17 protein-coding genes are annotated in these 19,250 nt (G+C 38.7%); 12 read left to right on the forward strand and 5 right to left on the reverse strand.

Going from position 1 to position 19,250, the window contains the following annotated elements:
* Positions 1-169 precede the first annotated feature (169 nt).
* Positions 170-1,093 carry a hypothetical protein gene (locus ACYVJ6_RS07315; RefSeq protein ID WP_460693396.1) on the forward strand — a complete coding sequence of 308 codons (924 nt, stop codon included), beginning with the start codon at positions 170-172 and terminating at the stop codon, positions 1,091-1,093.
* Positions 1,094-1,098: 5 nt separating this feature from the next.
* On the opposite strand, the gene prmC is transcribed toward ACYVJ6_RS07315, so the two are convergent.
* Complete coding sequence (prmC, locus tag ACYVJ6_RS07320) at positions 1,099-1,950, reverse strand: peptide chain release factor N(5)-glutamine methyltransferase (RefSeq protein ID WP_460693397.1); 852 nt, start codon at positions 1,948-1,950, stop codon at positions 1,099-1,101.
* A 33-nt stretch (positions 1,951-1,983) separates the two neighbouring features.
* On the opposite strand from prmC, the gene ribD reads away from it, so the two are divergent.
* Genes ribD through bioB form a run of 5 tightly spaced genes read left to right on the forward strand, consistent with a single transcriptional unit; the run spans position 1,984 to position 6,970 of the window.
* Positions 1,984-3,030 (forward strand): bifunctional diaminohydroxyphosphoribosylaminopyrimidine deaminase/5-amino-6-(5-phosphoribosylamino)uracil reductase RibD, encoded by a 1,047-nt coding sequence (gene ribD / locus ACYVJ6_RS07325; protein WP_460693398.1) that lies wholly within the window; start codon positions 1,984-1,986, stop codon positions 3,028-3,030.
* Complete coding sequence (locus ACYVJ6_RS07330; RefSeq protein WP_460693399.1) at positions 3,030-3,899, forward strand: EamA/RhaT family transporter; 870 nt, start codon at positions 3,030-3,032, stop codon at positions 3,897-3,899. Before ribD ends, ACYVJ6_RS07330 begins: the two co-directional genes overlap by 1 nt.
* Entirely contained in the window at positions 3,889-4,503 is a 615-nt protein-coding gene (locus tag ACYVJ6_RS07335; RefSeq protein ID WP_460693400.1) for an IMPACT family protein, read from the forward strand. Before ACYVJ6_RS07330 ends, ACYVJ6_RS07335 begins: the two co-directional genes overlap by 11 nt.
* 53 nt (positions 4,504-4,556) lie before the next feature.
* On the forward strand, positions 4,557-5,909 hold the full coding sequence (mgtE, locus tag ACYVJ6_RS07340) for a magnesium transporter (protein ID WP_460693401.1): 1,353 nt from the start codon (positions 4,557-4,559) through the stop codon (positions 5,907-5,909).
* Between the two features lie 47 nt (positions 5,910-5,956).
* Positions 5,957-6,970 (forward strand): biotin synthase BioB, encoded by a 1,014-nt coding sequence (gene bioB, locus ACYVJ6_RS07345; protein ID WP_460693402.1) that lies wholly within the window; start codon positions 5,957-5,959, stop codon positions 6,968-6,970.
* Positions 6,971-7,005: 35 nt separating this feature from the next.
* On the opposite strand, the gene ACYVJ6_RS07350 is transcribed toward bioB, so the two are convergent.
* Positions 7,006-7,422: an organic hydroperoxide resistance protein gene (locus ACYVJ6_RS07350; protein WP_460693403.1), complete on the reverse strand. Its 417-nt coding sequence runs from the start codon at positions 7,420-7,422 to the stop codon at positions 7,006-7,008.
* 931 nt (positions 7,423-8,353) lie between these two features.
* Between ACYVJ6_RS07350 and ACYVJ6_RS07355 the strand changes: the two genes are divergently transcribed.
* The gene (locus ACYVJ6_RS07355; protein ID WP_460693404.1) at positions 8,354-9,703 is read left to right on the forward strand and encodes a PhoH family protein; all 1,350 of its coding nucleotides are present in this window, start codon (positions 8,354-8,356) and stop codon (positions 9,701-9,703) included.
* On the opposite strand, the gene ACYVJ6_RS07360 is transcribed toward ACYVJ6_RS07355, so the two are convergent.
* Positions 9,674-11,890 (reverse strand): FUSC family protein, encoded by a 2,217-nt coding sequence (locus ACYVJ6_RS07360; protein ID WP_460693405.1) that lies wholly within the window; start codon positions 11,888-11,890, stop codon positions 9,674-9,676. The two genes, ACYVJ6_RS07355 and ACYVJ6_RS07360, sit on opposite strands and share 30 nt — an antisense overlap.
* Before the next feature lie 196 nt (positions 11,891-12,086).
* Here ACYVJ6_RS07360 and ACYVJ6_RS07365 point away from each other — a divergent pair, with 196 nt between their 5' ends.
* From ACYVJ6_RS07365 to ACYVJ6_RS07375, 3 genes are all read left to right on the forward strand, one after another.
* A complete protein-coding gene (locus tag ACYVJ6_RS07365; RefSeq protein ID WP_460693406.1) occupies positions 12,087-14,669 on the forward strand; it encodes a phosphoenolpyruvate carboxylase in 2,583 nt (860 codons plus the stop codon).
* Between the two features lie 105 nt (positions 14,670-14,774).
* Entirely contained in the window at positions 14,775-15,308 is a 534-nt protein-coding gene (locus ACYVJ6_RS07370; RefSeq protein ID WP_460693407.1) for a DUF4142 domain-containing protein, read from the forward strand.
* A gap of 139 nt (positions 15,309-15,447) precedes the next feature.
* Positions 15,448-16,389 (forward strand): SMP-30/gluconolactonase/LRE family protein, encoded by a 942-nt coding sequence (locus tag ACYVJ6_RS07375; protein ID WP_460693408.1) that lies wholly within the window; start codon positions 15,448-15,450, stop codon positions 16,387-16,389.
* Here the strand turns inward: ACYVJ6_RS07375 and ACYVJ6_RS07380 are convergent, their stop codons facing one another.
* A complete protein-coding gene (locus tag ACYVJ6_RS07380; RefSeq protein WP_460693409.1) occupies positions 16,390-17,214 on the reverse strand; it encodes an SDR family oxidoreductase in 825 nt (274 codons plus the stop codon).
* Between the two features lie 105 nt (positions 17,215-17,319).
* Between ACYVJ6_RS07380 and ald the strand changes: the two genes are divergently transcribed.
* Entirely contained in the window at positions 17,320-18,426 is a 1,107-nt protein-coding gene (gene ald, locus ACYVJ6_RS07385) for an alanine dehydrogenase (RefSeq protein WP_460693410.1), read from the forward strand.
* A 1-nt stretch (position 18,427) separates the two neighbouring features.
* On the opposite strand, the gene ACYVJ6_RS07390 is transcribed toward ald, so the two are convergent.
* Complete coding sequence (locus ACYVJ6_RS07390; protein ID WP_460693411.1) at positions 18,428-18,850, reverse strand: secondary thiamine-phosphate synthase enzyme YjbQ; 423 nt, start codon at positions 18,848-18,850, stop codon at positions 18,428-18,430.
* A gap of 61 nt (positions 18,851-18,911) precedes the next feature.
* Here ACYVJ6_RS07390 and ACYVJ6_RS07395 point away from each other — a divergent pair, with 61 nt between their 5' ends.
* Entirely contained in the window at positions 18,912-19,148 is a 237-nt protein-coding gene (locus ACYVJ6_RS07395; RefSeq protein ID WP_460693412.1) for a hypothetical protein, read from the forward strand.
* The last annotated feature ends 102 nt before the right edge of the window (positions 19,149-19,250 follow it).

A 19,250-nucleotide genomic window follows, 5' to 3' on the forward strand; every position in this document is an offset into this window, starting at 1 on the left:
ACTCAGTCTTTGTTATCGCCTCAACCTATCATGAATTAGCTCTTTTGTAGGGTATGACATTCACCGCATAATTTATAACTCAAATATTACTATAAAAATACCTTTAGCTTACCCTTTAAAGGCGTTTTATGTTAATTTTGGAGCCCGGCTTAAAACGGATATAATATTAATGCGGCTTAATACAAAATTACAAAGATATACACTGTACATATTACTTATTGCTATCTCGGCCATATACAATTCATGTAAAACTAAACCGAATAATAATAATTACCGTAACAAAGTAACCTTTAAACCGGTATGGGGTATAAAGTATACCGAAGTGAAGCAAAGGCTTGCCAATGGCCGTTCATTTAGTAAATATGGTTATCAATTAGAACCCTTATGGCAAATTACTTTTTTGTCTGACGATACAGCCAGATTATACGCTACCAACACCAAAAGTTTTGCCAACTTTCGCATCACTAATGATCATGATTCCATTTTTTATATTGCCCGGTCATGGTTTCGTGCTATAAAACTGACTAAGGATAGCTTGGTGCTCCAGGTAATGAAGGTGCAAAGCAATGTAATATATGTATCACAATCAACCTTATTCTCAACTTTATACTCGGATGATTACATCAAAAATGTATTAAAAACCACGCCTGAAAAGTTACGGCAGCCTGATCGTGGCGATAGCCTATATGTTCGGTATATGGTAACACATCCTAATAAAAATCCCGATAGCTTATTTGCCGCGCGTAATCCGGTGGTGTTTAAAAGCAAAACCCCCAATATTAAAGTAAACAAAACAGAGGTAATTCCTGACGAAAACAACCGCTTTAGTACCACAGATTCTTACCTACGCCCTGAATATAACATCGTTATCAATAAAGCCTATAAAGATTTTGATTATTCATTTACAGCGGTGGTTGATGGAAAAGGGGATATCCGCTTTCATAAATTACTAGTAGCCAATTTGAATAATACCGATGTTATTCAAGCGCTCATTGATGGCTATTTAAAACCCAATATGGATGTTACTCCCGGCAGTACTTTGGGTATGCCTCAATCCAGCAAAGTGTATATAAACTTAAAGGGGCGCAAATAGAATGATTATAGACTTGCTTTTATCATCCGGTCCCTGCCACTCATGTCCTTTTTTAGTTCGATATTTTTAAAGCCTTTACTTTTTAACAAACCAACGGTTTCTTGTCCGTAGCTTTCATTTATCTCTAAAAACAACAGGCCACCGGTCGTTAAATTAGCCAAAGCAAAATTGGCAATGGCATTGTAAAACAATAATGGGTCTTCCTGGGGTACAAAAAGCGCGGTATGTGGCTCAAAACCAACCACATTCAGATGCATTTGGGCCTTATCAGCAGGGGTAACATAAGGTGGATTGCTTACTATGAGTTGTGGTTTGTGGTTTATAGGTTGTATTTCTTTCAGTATATCGGCTTCTATAAAATCTACCTCTACCTCATTTAATTGCGCATTTATTTTAGCAGTTTGCAGTGCTTCGGGCGAGATATCTATAGCGCTAACATGAGCATGAGGTAAGTTTTTTTTAAGGCTGATAGGTATGCATCCACTGCCCGTACCAATATCTAAAATGGAAAGTTTTTCAATTTTATCCACGCTATTCAATATCCATTCCACCAATTCTTCGGTTTCGGGGCGTGGTATGAGCACAGCCGGGTTTACCACAAACTTTAACCCATAAAACTCCGTATATCCTAAAATATATTGCAGTGGCTTGCCGGTTTTTAGTTCTGTTAAAATGGATATTGATAATTTTTGCTGTATTATGCTCAGTTCTTTTTCTGGAAAAGCCTTAATATTGGCTTTTGATAATTCCATGATTTCGCTAACAACCCACAAGGTAAGTGTCTCTGTTTCCTTATAATTGTACAGATCTTTTAACTCATGCCTAAAAGCCAGAAATACTTCATTTATAGTTTTCACGTAACAAAGTAACATAAAAGCTACTTTTGTAGTATGCATCAGCACGAAATATATATGCGCCGCTGTTTGGAACTGGCAGCTTTAGGAATAGGCAATGTGAGTCCTAACCCTATGGTAGGTGCTGTTGTTGTATTTCGGGATAAAATAATAGGCGAGGGATATCATCAACAATATGGTAAGGCACATGCTGAAGTAAATGCCATTAACCAGGTAATTGAAGCTTATGCCGACCATGCTGAAATATTAAAGCAATCCACAATTTATGTTTCTTTGGAGCCTTGTGCTCATTACGGTAAAACACCACCATGTGCAGATCTGATCATTAAATATCGTATACCAATAGTAGTCATTGGCTGCCGTGATCCATTTGACCAGGTAGATGGTAAGGGTATTGAAAAGCTACAAGATGCCGGTATTGAGGTAATTACCGATGTGTTAGAAGAAGATTGTAAATGGCTTAACCGCAGGTTTTTTACCCGCGTGCAAAAACATCGACCATATATTATACTAAAATGGGCACAAACAGCTGATGGTTTTTTCGCTCCGGCTGATGGTACGCAATTTTGGATAACAGGTTTGGAATCGCGCAAATTAGTTCACCAATGGCGCAGCGAAGAAGATGCGGTGCTTGTAGGAAAAAATACAGTCGCAATTGATAATCCCCAACTAAATGTACGCTACGGCGAGGGAAAAAATCCTAAGCGGGTAGTTATTGACCGTAAACTGGAATTAGACCCTGCTTTAAATGTATTTGATGGATCTGTTGAAACATTGATCTTTAATGAACGTATAACAGATATCAACGGAAAAAATAAATATATTGCGTTAGAGGATTTTGACCGTTTTGTACCGCAATACATTTTATACCAACTATACTTGCAGGATGTACAATCAGTATTAATTGAGGGGGGCGCAAATACACTTACTCAATTTATTGATGCCGGTTTATGGGACGAGGCACGTGTTTTTACAGGTGAAGCGATTTTGAAAAAGGGCCTTAAAGCACCGGAGATTAAAGGCATTACGGCCACTGAATATTTATCAGGGAGGGACGACTTGAAAATTTTATATAATAGCTAATGCTGTACGTTTTTTTATGTATTTGTTGTAGTGTAATGGTTTCGGTGTTATTTAAGCTGGCCAAACGGTACCACATTGATGTTTTGCAAGCCATTACCTGGAATTTTACAGTTGCTATTATATTATTAGTAATTATTAATAAGCCGCTGATAACCTTACAAACCTTTTCATTAATTTCCATATATCCCTATGTTGGTTTAGGCATATTGTTGCCGGTATTATTTTTAATGATAGCGGCATCTATTCGTATTAACGGAATAGTACTTACTGCTATTATAGAACGTTTGGCTCTGTTTATTCCGTTGGTAATAGCCTATTTATTATTTAATAGATCATTAAATAATTTTGAATTAGCAGGAATTGCTTTATGTATTACTTCTATATTCTTTTTTATTCCCTGGAAACGTACTGCCAAAAGATCGTCGGGTGGTTGGATTTACCTCGTTACTATTTTTATAATCATGGGCATAATCCTCACTTTGTTTAGGCATGTAGCAAAAAATGCCATACCAAATACCACATCCCTGTTAATTGTATTTGTTTTGGCATTTATAGTTTCGCTGATATTTTTAGGGATACATATTGCTCGTAGAAAAACACGCTTTTCATGGCCGCATATATTAATTGGCTGGATAATGGGTTTTGCATTTTTTGGGTACATCACCTTTAATTTGCAAATACATTATGCGATGGCTACACAACCGAGGGCTGCGTTCTCTTCACTTAATGTGGGTATCATTACTTTAGCTATGATGGTTGGTTTGTTTATATTTAACGAACGGTTAACCAAATTGAATAAAATAGGAATATTTTTAGCCTTGGTGGCTATAATTATTATCGCAAATACAAACATAGTAAATGCTTTTTGATGATACTTACCGAACCATAAGACACCCTTCCGAAGGTTTGTTTAAGGATAAGGGAAGTAAATTTTTAGCTTTTGCTTATCCTATAACTGCCGAAGCGGACATAAAGCCAATTATAGCAAAACTAAAAGACGAACACCCCAAGGCTAACCACCATTGCTGGGCCATGCGCTTAACTCCTGATCGATCAGTTTTTAAATTAAATGATGACGGCGAACCTTCAGGTACTGCAGGCCGCCCTATATTAAATATACTTCTGTCCCGCGATTTGACCAATGTATTGGTAGTGGTTGTACGCTATTTTGGCGGGACATTATTGGGTGTGCCCGGGCTAATTAACGCCTACAAGCAAGCTACAGAAGATGCAATTAACCACGCAACTGTAATAGAAAAAACGGTAAATGATATCTATACTATCAATTTCAACTATTTGCAAATGAATGATGTAATGCGATTAGTTAAAGACGAAAATATAAGTACAATATATCAGCAATTTGATAATAATTGTACCTTGCAGGTGTCTGTACGAAAAATGCAGGTAAACGCCGTTTTGGATAAATTGCATAAGTTAGATGGTGTTGTGGTTAAGTACGAGTATAGTGCTTAATTAACAAACAAATATTCCCGGTTTCCATCTATAAATGCTTATTTTAGTCGGATATGCAGTCTTTTGAAATAGATAAAACCGACCTACAGCGAATTAAAATAGCGCTGGATGGTGAAGACGCGGAATTGCAAAGTGTTCTGAAAGAATATCATGCATCAGAGATTGCTATATTATTTGAAAAATTACCTCAGGAAGCAAAAGAACGAATCATCAATATTCTTCCTGCAGATTTTGCATCTGAGGTAATATCCGAAATGGATGAAGAGCATCGTCCGGGCGAACTGCTTATCAATTTACATCCTGATAAAAGATCTGAAATAGTTGCGGAACTGGACTATGATGATGCCACGGACATTATTTCGCAGTTAGAGGAGCACGAGCAGCAGGAGATATTAAAGGATATTAACCAGAAAGATGCTACAAGTATACGTGCGTTATTAAGTTACGACGAAAATACAGCTGGTGGTTTGATGAACTCCGACCTTATTAAGGTAAACATTAAACTGGATAAGAAGGCTGCGTTGGACGAAATTATTCGCCAGTCGGAAGAAATGGAGGAGTTTTATACCATTTATGTAGTAGATGATGCTAATACACTTAAAGGTATAATCTCAATCAAAAATATAATAAAGGCTCATGCCGATGTTAAGATAAAGAATCTGCTCAATGCCGATCCTGTATACGTTAAGGCTAATTTGGATCAGGAAGAAGTTGCCAAACTGATTTCGCAATATAATTTGACAGCAATACCTGTTGTAGATGATAATATGAAGCTGCTTGGCCGCATTACCGTTGATGATATCATCGATGTAATGGAGGAGGAGAGTACCGAGGATATATTAAAAATATCCGGGGTATCAGAAGATGAGGAATTAAGCGGTAATTGGCAGGACGCGGTAAAAAGCCGTTTGCCGTGGTTGGTTATTAACTTAGTTACCGGGTTTTTGGCCGCAGGTGTAGTAAGGCATTTTCCTGATGTGCAGGTAGCCATACCTGCTATTATTGCCTACATGACTATTGTAAGTGGGATGGGTGGCAATGCTGCTACACAGGCTTTAGCGGTTACTGTAAGACGTATATCGTTAAGTGATCTGACAGATAATCAGGCTTACAGAACGGTTTTAAAAGAAGTATCAGTAGGATTAATAAATGGAGCCGTAAATGGGCTTATTGTAGGTGCGTTTGCATTTTTGTATGATGGTAACCCTATGTTAGGACTGGTGCTTTTTTTAGCTATGACAGGTAATTTAATCATAGCTGGTTTGTCAGGTGCAGGCATACCATTAATTTTGAAACGAATAGGGATAGATCCTGCGGTGGCATCATCCATTATAATAACAACATTTACAGATTGTGTTGGATTTTTATTACCGCTTTGGCTGGCAACAAATCTATTATTACAATAAATTGAACCGAGTTTTATTATAAATTTGAACTTTCAAAACAGAACGCTATGACGGAAGTAAGATACAACTGGACAAAAGAAGAAATTACCCAAATATATAATACCCCATTATTGGACCTGATTTACCAGGCTGCAACTATTCACCGCGAAAATAAAGATTATGCCGAGGTGCAGATCAGCTCGTTGATATCTATCAAAACTGGTGGTTGTCCGGAAGATTGTGCTTATTGCCCGCAGGCGGCTCGTTATAATACAGGCGTTGATGTGCATGCTATTATGCCTAAGGAAGAGGTGGTGGCTGTTGCTCAAAAAGCTAAAGCAGGCGGCGCTTCAAGGTTATGTATGGGTGCCGCATGGCGCGAAGTACGTGATAACCGCGATTTTGATAAGGTGATTGATATGGTAAAGGCCGTTAATGAACTGGATATGGAGGTTTGCTGTACATTAGGTATGCTTACCGAGAGCCAGGCACAACGTTTAGCCGATGCAGGGTTATATGCTTACAACCACAATTTAGATACATCAGAAGAAGACTATAAAAGAATTATTACAACACGTACTTATGATGAGCGTTTAGAAACACTACATAACGTACGTAAAGCCAAAATAAGCGTTTGTAGTGGTGGTATCATCGGCTTAGGTGAAACAGTAGAGGATAGGATATCAATGCTTAAAACGCTGTCTAATTTACCACAGCACCCCGAATCGGTACCCATCAACGCTTTAGTACCGGTAGCCGGAACACCATTAGCCGAGCAGCCACGAGTTTCTGTTTGGGATATGGTGCGTATGATAGCTACTACCCGTATCATCATGCCAAAAACTGTAGTACGTTTATCTGCAGGCCGTACCGAAATGAGTACCGTTGAACAGGCATTATGTTTTATGGCAGGAGCTAACTCTATTTTCGCGGGCGAGAAACTATTAACTACACCAAACCCATCGTTTGATGAGGATATGGCCATGTTTGAATTGTTGGGTTTAACCCCACGTAAAGCCTTTAAAAACGGCAGGCCCGAAGTTAAGGCTATAAAAGAGATGAGTATTAATGAGGTGATATAATATCACCAATACGCAAAGTTTCGTCTATATATTATTTATACGGCGATAACTTTTACATCAATATTACCGCGGGTAGCTTTTGAATATGGGCAACCTTTATGGGCCGCATCAGCCAACTTTTGCGCTACGGCTTTGTCAACATCTGGTATAAATACATGCAGCTCAGCAGATAAAGCGTAAGTTGTTTCGCCCTCCTGGTTAAAACTTACATGAACATCAACCGTAGCTTCGCTCACATCTACATTATCACGTTTACCAACTGACCCTAAAGCGCCTAAATAACAACTTCCCCAGGCACCTGCAAATAATAACTCCGGATTGGCATAACCATCTTCGGTGCCGCCCATAGCTTTAGGCGCTTTCAGATCAAGGTCAATAACTCCGTCATCAGATTTGATGTGGCCATCGCGTCCGCCTTTGGCAGTAACAACGGCAGTATATAATTTTTTCATAATGGTAGTTTTCAATTTAACCGCCCAATTGCTATAATGTTTGGATGGACTTTGTGCATTTTTTTCTCTCATTGGCATTAAAGAAGGGGCGATGGTGAGTAAAATAATGCGCCACTTAATAGAAAAAAGTTGATAATGAGTAGATTTTGGGAAGATTTTTAATTTGTATCGTAATCTAAATTTTGAGGTAATTGTGAATAGGGGAGATTGTGAATAAACTGACGAGCACTTCTTATAGGTTACATTATGAACCATAAAGGATAGTTTTAATATGTTAATAACTCTGCTTTTTTTGTTAATAACAGGTTAATAAAAACTATAAAATAAATTTGCAAAAAATAGCTTTTGTCCCGATATTGAAATCATCAAGAACGACGTACTTTGACAGCCTTACAGGAAAAACAGAAAGTGAATCGGGCAAATCTTCGGAAGCGCTAAAGATCACTGGAAAGCCTGAGTTACACAAAAAAGAAAATTCGAGAGAATTGAAAATGCGTGTTAACTAAAAAGGCATTATGGAGTTTGTCTATTTTTTACGGAGAATAGCAAACAAAATAATGACCTTGAAGCAATCAGCGTTAGCAAAACAATGGTCGTCATCATTTCTACTGAAGAAAGATAGATATCGGAGTTGAGCGAAAACGGGGTGTTACTATCCGCAAGGATAGTGGACAAGATCGAACCGCATACAACATGGATAAATCAAGACTCACAGACAATTATGGCAGAGACTGGAGTTAGCATTAATAACACTGAGTAATCAGGTCGGTTAATTTTACACAAAACTTGGTTCTTCTGGGTGGCTATGGCTGCGCAGAGGTAGAAAACGGGAGATTCAAATCGAAAGAGGCGGCTCCCGTTTTTGTTTTTTATGAATTTTTGTCAGGTATTCATTTTCTGCCATCCTTTAGAATGCTTAATTTAGTGCCTTATGGAAAAGGGAGATAAAGGCAAGCCGAATGGCAGGAAGAAAATATTTGTATTGGATACCTCGGTTATACTATATGACCATAATGCTTTTGAGAATTTTCATGAACATGACGTAGCCATACCCATACAGGTACTGGAAGAACTGGATAACATGAAGAGCGGTAATGATACCCGCAATTTTGAGGCACGCAGCTTTATTCGGTTAATGGACGATCTTTCCCGCAATAACCTGGTTAGCCAATGGCAGCCACTCAACGGAAAGGATAAAGGGCATTTTAAAGTGATTGTTGATGATCAAACCAATCATGCAGATGCCACTGTACTGTTTGGATCAGATAAAACCGACCACCGTATTTTAAATACCGCTTTAGCCCTGCAAGGGCAATACCCTGATAAAAAGATCGTACTGGTATCAAAAGATATATGCCTGCGCCTTAAAGCTAAATCGCTTAACCTGCATGCGGAGGATTACGAAACGGGTAAGATCAAAAACCTGGATGAACTATATACCGGCAAAACCATTCTAACTAAGGTTAATGATGACCTTATTTCCCAGTTAATTAAAAAAGACAGCCTAACTGCTGACGAATTTGATATTAAACCACATAGTAATAACCACTTTTATATATTAAAAGGTAAAAAAACTACATCGGGATTTTACAATAGTCAAACCCGGCAGTTAGAGAAAGTTACCGAGCAACCGGTATTAAATATCCATCCAAAAAACTTAGAGCAGGCTTTTGCCATACACGCCTTACTTAACCCGGATATAAAATTAGTTACTATACAGGGTAATGCGGGTACGGGTAAAACCTTATTGGCCTTAGCCGGTGCATTAGAGCAGCGCAAGCATTACCGCCAGATATATGTAACGCGCCCAATTGTGCCGTTAAGCAATAAGGATATTGGCTTTTTGCCGGGTGATATCAAATCAAAAATAGACCCTTATATGGCGCCTATTTGGGATAATTTAAAGTTTATTAAAGATCAGTTTGCAGATGATGAGAAAATGCAAAGTAAACTGGATGAACTGGTGACTAATGAAAAAATATCTATAGCGCCGTTAGCCTTTATACGCGGGCGTACGCTGAGCAAGATATTTTTTATTGTAGATGAGGCCCAAAATCTAACTCCACACGAAATAAAGACTATCATATCCCGCGCAGGCGAGGATAGCAAGTTTGTATTTACCGGTGATATTTACCAGATAGACACCCCATACCTGGATGCCGAAAGTAACGGCTTATCCTACCTGATAGATAAGGCTAAAGAACACCCGCTTTATGCGCACATCACCCTGCAAAAAGGGGAGCGGAGCGAGTTAGCTAATTTGGCTACGGAGTTGTTGTAATAAAGTGGAGTGATGCTGAATTGCCTCCTCTTTCCCCACCATATTATCTGTAACCTTGGCAATGTCACTACTTATTTTATTAATAAACCCTAACTGATCCTTTAATAAAACATCAGCTGTTGATAGGGAAGACGCATCAACCTCCACCGTTACGGCATCAGTTTTTTCGCTAATAAACTCTATTTTTTTACCTCCCAGTTTAGTAGAGCTTTCATTTAATAAAGCAAAGCTTTTTTTGATCAGTTTTAAGCTATCCGGTTGTGCCTGGTGGATGCCTTTAATAGCTACTTCGGATGCTATTGTTGCTATATATGACGACAATATATGGTTCAGTACCACAAACTTATGTATATCAGTTATGTTGCGTTGCTTACTTTTAGGTTCAGATGTCATTCGCTCAAAAGCTGCGGATAAGTTGGCCGATTTAATAAACACGTCCTTACGTGCGAGTTTATAAGCGGTGATATCTATGCCTTTGCCGGTAACACTTTCGGCTATTTTAAACAGGTAGTTTATATTAGCATAAATAACATCAGCCATGGTTTTTCTTATTTTCTCAAATTCCCATGTCGGGAATATAAGGTAACTGGCTAAAAATGCTATGGTTGAGCCTATTACTGTATCTAAAATGCGCTCTTCAACAATATTCATTTGGCCTACACCCAAAAACTTAAGCATAATAAGCACATAGGGTGTCATAAAAGTTATACTTACTACGTAGTTGGTGCGAATAAAGCTATAAGCACCTATCATAAATACTACCATAAATGCAAATTGAGCATTATGGTTTTTGATAAATAATAGGATAAGTACCCCTATGGCACCGCCCACTATAGTGCCTATTAACCGTTGATAATTGCGTTGTTTAGATAAGCTGAAACCGGGTTTAAGTATTACTATGATAGTAAGTAATATCCAATAGCTGTGGTGGCCAAGCGGCAAGCTTTTAGCTACAATAAAGCCAACTAAGCATACAAAAGCTACCCTAAATGCGTGTTTAAATGCGGCCGACTTGCTGGTAAGGTTATCAAAAAATATATGCGGGGCATAATCCTGGTGGGTTACAAATTTAGAGTACTCCACATCATTGTTATTCTCGATCAATATTTTTGACGAACTGGAACGGTAATAATTGTAAATATTATCAATCTCTTTATTTAAGTCGCGCAGGTTAATGAGTATCTTTTTAAGTACAAGGTTGCTGGCTTCCTGGCTGTTTTTACCCACCTCATCAATTTTAAGCTTTAATTGCCCAAGCTCCTTCTCAAAATTATAAAGGTGATTATAACGAGTATTTGATAGGACAGCAAAACCCATGTGATCCAACTCGTCCGCCATTTTGTTGACCAAACCGGCAATTTCGGGGAGGATATTAGTATCCTTAAATTTATCGCGCAGATAGTTGTAATCATAATGGGTGGCCATTATATATTCAAACATATCTACCAAATCAATAAAAGTAAGTACCAGTATGCGGCTGGCGTTGGTTGATTCGCGCACCATTAAACGGCTTTTAAATAGCAATTCTCGCACGGCATCCTGGTGCTGGCTTACTTTTATTTGTTGTAATACCAGTTTATGATAATTCTCATCAATGTCGGTATCCGGTAGATAAAAATCAGCTTTTATACGCAGAAATTTCACAATGTCGGCTATATTTTCACCTAATGCCTGTTGCGCTGCACGGTAGGGGCGTATGCCAAAAAATACAAGGCTAAATACCATGTACCATACCCCACCGGCAAAAATAGTAGCGCTGTAGCTGAAAACATGCGACATCGGCATTTCGCGGGCTATCATAAATATCATGATAAGCAACGATGCTGTACCAACAGATGCCGCCCGGTTGCCATAAACCGTAAACATGGAGAATACAAACGCGAAAAAAGTTATTACAATACCTAAGGCAATAACATCTGGCCTGGAATAACCGGTAGCAAGGGCCACTATAAACATACATACGTTGGCTATTGCCATAGCGTTACGTTTATGAATAACCGGGCCCGGGTTATCGACCACAACAATACATACGGCACCTAAGGCAAGTGCAATACCAAAATCAAAATGATCGGTATAGATCATTACCAGTGCGGGTACTAAAACGCCTATGCATACACGCAGGCCATCAGAAAAATATTGACTGAAAAAATAAGTTTTTATCTCTTTAGTTGATGGAAGTGCGAACATTACTATTAGTCGTTTGTTTTGTATGTGTATTATTGAAATTATATTGTGCGACCAATATTTTATCAAAATTACTATAAAACGGTATAAATGTTAAAATTTATTTAATGTTTAGGCTTTTTGATTAAATATAATTAAATTCACATCGGTTAGTGTGTATGCGGCCGTATCAAAAGTATAAAAAATTAAACTTCGCTTTATGTCGTCAGCTTTAAAACTCAGCCAAACAGAAACCGCATTTAACAATGAGGTTGTTACGCGTTTTGAGTTGTATAATAGTTTATTTCAAACACTGCCTTTTTACCAGGTTAAAGATACGGGTATTTTGCTGCCATTCTTTAGTTCGCATTGCGAAAAAGGAGCTGTTCAACTGCAATCGCCTACCGAAATAATTGAATCTTTCTTTAAAAAATATGTTCCCGGCATTGATCGCCAGGAGCAATTAAATCGCCTGTTTCGTTTTGTTCAATATATAGAAAGACAAGTGGTGTTGTTTGATGCTATAGAAGACTCTTCATTCAATAAATTAGGCCGGTCAGACCAATCAGGCACATTAAAGGGATTATTACAGCAGGCAGCACTTAGCGACGATGCGAGGGATACTATTAGCGAAAAGCTAAAGGATTTCTCTCTTAGGTTGGTGTTAACGGCGCACCCAACCCAATTTTATCCGGGTACGGTTTTGGGTATTATTACCGACCTGATAGCCGCGCTGAAAATAAATGATATTAATACAATACATGTTTTATTACAACAGTTGGGCAAAACTCCTTTCTTTAATAAAACCTCGCCAACGCCTGTGGATGAGGCGGTTAGCCTGATATGGTTTTTAGAGAATACTTTTTATCACGCCATCTCGGCTATACAAACTAAACTGGTTGAAGAATTTGATATTGATGAGAAACGCAGCCGGCAAATGCTGGAGCTTGGTTTTTGGCCAGGTGGCGACAGGGACGGAAACCCTAACGTAAATACCCAAACTACCTATGATGTAGCCTTCCTGTTAAGGCAAATTGTTTTTAGATGCTACTACCGCGATTTTAGAGTATTAAAACGCAGGATAACCTTCCGTGGGATTGAAACTGCCATGAAAACGCTGGAAGCTTTGCTTTACGAAAACGCTTTTAATAAGCAAAATACCAATGCGAAGGATTTACAAACCGAATTGCTGGATCTATTGGGTGCCATACGAGAAACCCTGGTGAAAGACCATGACAGTTTGTTTTTAAATATTGTGGATGACCTTATTCAAAAGGTACGTTTATTCGGGTGTTTTTTTGCAACGCTGGATATAAGGCAGGATAGCCGTATTTTGCGCGATGTGTTTAAATATACTACCGGTAAAACTAAAACTGGTATACCCACAGGATATGATGATTTAGATGAGCAAGCCAAGTTAAAGGCTATCCGCTTTAACCCGGTTGATTTTAAATGTCCCGACAATGCCGATGATATGACCAGGGATACGCTGAACACCATCAGGTTAATGAAACAAATACAGCAGTCCAATGGCGAAAAAGCATGCCAGCGTTATATCATCAGCAACTGCCAGCAAGCATCAGATATTTTGCAGTTGATAGACCTGTTTTTATGGAGTGGCTGGGAAACGGAGACTTTAACAGTTGATTTTATGCCCTTATTTGAAACTGTTAACGATTTAAAAGTTGCTGCAGAAGTAATGGAACGCTTATATACCCATCCGTTTTATGCGGCTCATTTAAAACGTCGTGGAAATTTCCAAACCATAATGTTGGGGTTTTCAGACAGTACTAAGGATGGTGGTTATTTAATGGCCAACTGGTCTATATACAAAGCCAAGGTCGAACTAACTGCTATGGCACGTAAGTATGGCATCAAGTTGGCATTTTTTGATGGTCGTGGAGGTCCTCCGGCACGTGGTGGGGGCAAAACACATCGCTTTTACGCTTCAATGGGTAAGGAGATAGCCAACGAACACATACAACTCACCATACAGGGACAAACGGTAAGTTCACAGTATGGTTCGGTTGAAACCGCAAGGTTTAATATTGAACAATTGATAGATGCAGGTGTCATATCTGCTTTAAAGCCAAATGATAATGATGTACTTAGCAATCAGCAAAAAGCCTTAATAGGCGATATGGCAGGCGCCAGTTATGAATTGTTTATGGCTATGCGCAAAGATCCTTTATTTGTAGAGTATTTAGAAAAATATAGTCCGTTAAAATTGTTATCAAAGGTTAACATCAGCAGCCGGCCAACTAAGCGTAATGCAAATGCCCCGTTAAAGTTAGAGGATTTGCGCGCTATAAGTTTTGTAACCTCATGGAGCCAGCTAAAGCAAAACATTCCGGGATTTTATGGGGTGGGTACTGCTCTTGAAAAAATGAAAGATGAGGGTAACTGGGAAGAGGTGAAGCACTTATACAATACTTCCGGTTTCTTTAAAACCATGCTGGATAACTGCGGTATGTCTATGTCTAAGTCCGATTTTAGAGTGACCGCTTATTTGGAGCAGGATGAAAAGTTTGGCGCTTTTTGGAAGCAATTAAAGAATGAGTTTGAACTCACTAAAACTTTGCTGCTGGAACTTACCGGGGCAAAGGTTTTAATGGAAGATTCGCCTATTGACCGCCGTTCAATTGCCCTACGCGAGCGCATAGTATTACCACTGGTATTGGTACAACATTATGCTTTAAAGTGCTTAAATGACAATCCGGACGGAGAATTAGCAGAGGTTTATGGAAAACTGGTTATACGTACGGTTTATGGTATTGTTAATGCTGGGCGCAACCTGGCATAAATAAATATTATAACCTTTTATTAAAAAGTTAGATATGAGTTAATGGTTTTAGTAAACCATATTAGCTAAAGTTTGTTATACCCAATAACAAACCACATCTTAACTATGAGAAAGCTGCTATTTTCAGTATTAAGTATATTGCTTGTATTAGTTTCGTCGTCTTGCCACGATCAACGCCGTGCTAAAAATTATAACGATAAAACCTTAGCAGATGACGCTGCTATCCATTTTATAAAAAATGGGATAGAAGGTAGTCTTGTTGAAATAAAAGCCTCTGAAATAGCTAAGAAAACATCTTCAAATCCCCAAATTATCGATTTTGCCAATATGATGATCACTCATCATACAGAAACAGTTAATGAATTGAAAAAAATACAAGCAGACAAAATGGTTAGCAGCAGGGATATCATCAACACCGAACATGAAAACGCATTAAACATGCTTTCTTCAAAGTCAGGAGTTGAGTTTGATAAAGGATATATGGAAATGATGATTACCGATCATGAAAAGGCCATTGAACTTTTTAAAGGGGTAGGTAATAATACCAGCGGAACTATACAGGACTTTGCGGCCAAAACTTTACCTACGTTGCAGGAGCACCTGGATTCGGCAAAAGCTATTAATGCATCATTAAAATAGTTTAAGACTTATTAGCAGTGGTATTTGTTTCATAAAAATTACCCGCTTTAAATTTGTTATTCAGCCGTTTATTAGCGATTATTGGAAATAGATATTAAACCATATCCCAAACCAGTTATCCAACTAAATAAAAAACTGAATGAAAAATATTAACAAAGCTGTTATAGCTATAGGTGCAGGCTTTTTTGCACTATCGTCATTTACCATAAATAAAGTCGTTACAGATACACAAGCCAAAGTGCTTTCTGATACCATCACCGATATTATTGCGCCAGGTACCGAACTGAAACTTATATCAGACCAATTCGGTTTTGCAGAGGGGCCGACAACGGATAAAAAAGGAAATCTGTTTTTGACAGATATGCCCAAAGACAAAATTTATAAATATGACCTGGATGGAAAATTAACCGTTTTTTTAGAACCGGCACACCGCCCTAATGGTATGTTTATGGATAAAAAAGGTAATTTAATTGTTTGCTCGGAAGAAAAAAATCAATTGCTATCTGTTACGCCTAAAGGCGAGGTATCAGTGATACTAAATGACATGGATGGACATTTATTTAATTCGCCTAATGACGTTTACTTACATAAAGACGGCGGAATGTATTTTTCAGACCCATTATTTCCACGTGATTTTTGGACCCGAAAAAAAACAACCGATGTGGGTGGCGATAAAGTTTATTACCTGCCTAAAGGCGCTAAACAAGCTATCCCGGTAATAACCGATATGCGCAAACCTAATGGCGTTGTAGGGACACCCGATGGTAAATACTTGTATGTAGGTGATTACCAGGGTAAAGTTTATAAATACAAAATTGAAAAAGACGGTACGCTTTCAGAGAAAACACTATTTGCCGATCAGGGAGCTGACGGCATGACATTGGATAATAAAGGCAACGTTTATATCACCAGCAGAGGGGTGGCTATTTATAGCCCGGCAGGAAAATTATTAAGCCGTATCACAGTACCGCAACCAGCAACCACAAACGTATGCTTTGCAGGTAAAAACAAAGATATTTTGTACATCACTACTTCAAAAGCATTATATGCTTTACAAACTAAGGTAAAAGGAGTAGAGTAATTATTCCGCGGCGGCATCCAACCATTGCAATAATGAGCTAACCCGGTATTGATAATTTAGCACTTGATCTACATAAAGACTGGAGATAATTTTCCAGTCTTTTTTTTCGTCCAAAAATTCGGGTTGTTGTAAACCCAATCGCAAGGCGGCTTTGGTGTAAAATTCTTTCTTTGTGTGGTGATCTGGTGTGCAGGCGTTATAAGTATAACCAAATGCTTCCTGATCGATTATAGCGCAGCTAATGCCTATACAATCACTTAAGTGTATTAGGTTGACAGGAGCGTTGCCGTTAGATACATCTTTTTTACCGCCAAAAAATCTTCCCGGGTGTCGGTTGGGGCCTATCAATCCCGCAAAGCGGATAACGGTAGTTGTAAATGCGGTTTCATTTTTTAACAAATCCTCGGCCTGTAACATAATTTTGCCACCCAATGTATCCGGATTAGTGGGGCTTTGCTCGTTAACCTCACCATTTATATCAGCATAAACTCCAGTAGAACTTATTAATATAACTTGCTTAATACCATACTGTTTAGCGCCATTAATTAAATTTTTGATGCTGGTTAAATACCCCTCGCCATTACCCGATCGGGTTTTCGGTGGGATGGCTATCCATAAAATATCGCAATCAAAAAAATCAGCTGGTATATTTTGTGCGTTTGAAAAATCAACCAGGTATGGTTCAATACCCGCGCTTTCTAATATTGGTAGTTTATCTGCAGTAGTTGTCGAACCTTTAACAGTATAGTCATATTTAAGTAGTTCTTTAGCTAAATTTAATCCGTACCAGCCGCAACCTGCAATACTTATCGTTATTTTTGTCAAGTGTATTTATTTAAGCTGCAAAGCTAATTAAACACATACATAACACCATAAAACGAATTACGTTTATTGGTGTTGTTGATAAATTAACTGATATATTATTAGATCATGACGATAGGAATCCCTAAAGAGATCAAAAACAACGAAAACCGTGTAGCGCTAACGCCAGCCGGTGTAGCCGCATTTTTAGCCGCAGGACATACTATAAAAATTCAAAAGGGAGCAGGTGAGGGGTCGGGCTTTACAAATGCAGTTTACCAAAATGCCGGAGCCAATATGGTTGATACCGCCGAAGAAGTTTGGCAGGCTGATATGGTGATGAAAGTTAAAGAGCCCATTGAAGCCGAGTTTAAATATTTCAGGGAAGGCTTAATTTTATTTACCTACCTGCATTTAGCAGCAGAGCAAAAACTAACAGAGGCATTATTAAAAAGTAAAGTAACCGCTATAGCTTACGAAACTATACAATTGCCTAATGGTACTTTGCCGCTTTTAACCCCAATGAGCGAAGTTGCCGGCCGTATGGCAGTACAAATAGGTGCCAGCTTTTTAGAGAAACCTAACGGTGGCAAAGGTGTGCTAATAAGTGGTGTACCCGGAGTAAGGCGCGGAAAAGTAACCATTATCGGTGGTGGTGTAGCCGGAACAAACGCGGCGAAACTTGCATCAGGTATGGGTGCCGAGGTAACCATTTTGGACACAAGTTTGGAAAGGTTGCGCCAGTTAGATGATATCTTTGGTTCGTCCATAGCTATTTTAGCTTCAAATCCCTTAAGTATTGCCGATTGTGTGAAAAAGTCCGACCTGGTGATTGGCGCCGTATTAATACCCGGAGCAAAATCACCAAAGCTGGTTACCGAGGCTATGGTACAAGCTATGGAGCCGGGGTCTGTTATCGTGGATGTAGCTATTGACCAGGGTGGCATATTTGAAACCGCCGATCATGTTACTACGCATGACGATCCGGTTTATGTTAAACACGATGTATTGCATTATTCGGTAGGCAATATGCCCGGTGCCGTACCCAATACTTCAACTGTAGCATTAACCAACGCTACCTTGTTTTACGCTTTGCAAATTGCTAATAAAGGTTATCAAAAGGCTTTTCAGGATAGTGTGCCTCTTTTAAAAGGATTAAACACTTATAATGGTTTGTTAACCTATAAAGCCGTTGCCGACGCTTTTCAACTCTCGTACACAGACGTTAGCTTTTAAATTATTCACCCCAGGCAGTTATAATTAATTTGCGGGCATCGCCATAGTCGCGGTGCTCGCATAAATATATGCCCTGCCACATACCCAGCGCCAGCCTGCCGTTGCGAATAGGTATCATTACCGAACTACCCAGCATAGCTGCTTTTAAATGTGCCGGCATATCATCGGGCCCTTCATCATCATGACGGTAATCAGGGTCATTTTCGGGCACCGTTTTGTTAAAATACATCTCAAAATCCTGGCGTACGGTTGGGTCGGCATTTTCGTTGATGGTTAACGATGCCGAGGTATGCATAATAAATACCTGGCACATACCTACCTTAAACTCGGTTATTTGTGGCAGCGCGTTCACCACTTCGCCGGTAATAATATGAAAGCCGCGTTTGCGGGCGTTGAGTTGTAATAATTGTTGATAAAATTTCATCAGCCCAAATATAAACCAAATACATAAATGTGTGTTATACACGTAACTAATTAATAACGCCATGATAGCTCAAACATTTCGAACCACCGCAATTAACAACCCTTATTTAACCATATTTAGCATGCCTGATGATGTTGATTTTGTTGAGGGCAACTGGGATGATAAAGACGACGAGGATTTTGATGATAAAATGGAAGTAGAAGACGACCTTAACGATATAAGGGCAGAAGCCAATATAAATGAATCTGAGATAGATCCTGAAGATGAAGATCACCTTCCGGATGATGACCTGCAATAAATATTAGTGTTATAACAGAATGATATTCAGCTTTATGTTTTTTTAGGTTAAAAAAACGTAAAATTACTTTTCGTATTCTGTCAATTTAGTCTATATTTGCCA

The sequence above is a fragment of the Mucilaginibacter puniceus genome (assembly GCF_054783175.1).

Bases quoted from the DNA above. Each gene is read 5' to 3' on its own strand.
- ACYVJ6_RS07330 (WP_460693399.1), top strand. From the start codon at position 3,030: ATGCTGTACGTTTTTTTATGTATTTGTTGTAGTGTAATGGTTTCGGTG.
- ACYVJ6_RS07370 (WP_460693407.1), top strand. From the start codon at position 14,775: ATGAGAAAGCTGCTATTTTCAGTATTAAGTATATTGCTTGTATTAGTT.
- ACYVJ6_RS07375 (WP_460693408.1), top strand. From the start codon at position 15,448: ATGAAAAATATTAACAAAGCTGTTATAGCTATAGGTGCAGGCTTTTTT.
- mgtE (WP_460693401.1), top strand. From the start codon at position 4,557: ATGCAGTCTTTTGAAATAGATAAAACCGACCTACAGCGAATTAAAATA.
- ACYVJ6_RS07360 (WP_460693405.1), bottom strand. From the start codon at position 11,890: ATGTTCGCACTTCCATCAACTAAAGAGATAAAAACTTATTTTTTCAGT.
- ACYVJ6_RS07365 (WP_460693406.1), top strand. From the start codon at position 12,087: ATGTCGTCAGCTTTAAAACTCAGCCAAACAGAAACCGCATTTAACAAT.
- ACYVJ6_RS07395 (WP_460693412.1), top strand. From the start codon at position 18,912: ATGATAGCTCAAACATTTCGAACCACCGCAATTAACAACCCTTATTTA.
- ribD (WP_460693398.1), top strand. From the start codon at position 1,984: ATGCATCAGCACGAAATATATATGCGCCGCTGTTTGGAACTGGCAGCT.
- bioB (WP_460693402.1), top strand. From the start codon at position 5,957: ATGACGGAAGTAAGATACAACTGGACAAAAGAAGAAATTACCCAAATA.
- ACYVJ6_RS07355 (WP_460693404.1), top strand. From the start codon at position 8,354: ATGGAAAAGGGAGATAAAGGCAAGCCGAATGGCAGGAAGAAAATATTT.
- ACYVJ6_RS07335 (WP_460693400.1), top strand. From the start codon at position 3,889: ATGCTTTTTGATGATACTTACCGAACCATAAGACACCCTTCCGAAGGT.
- ACYVJ6_RS07315 (WP_460693396.1), top strand. From the start codon at position 170: ATGCGGCTTAATACAAAATTACAAAGATATACACTGTACATATTACTT.
- ACYVJ6_RS07350 (WP_460693403.1), bottom strand. From the start codon at position 7,422: ATGAAAAAATTATATACTGCCGTTGTTACTGCCAAAGGCGGACGCGAT.
- ald (WP_460693410.1), top strand. From the start codon at position 17,320: ATGACGATAGGAATCCCTAAAGAGATCAAAAACAACGAAAACCGTGTA.
- ACYVJ6_RS07390 (WP_460693411.1), bottom strand. From the start codon at position 18,850: ATGAAATTTTATCAACAATTATTACAACTCAACGCCCGCAAACGCGGC.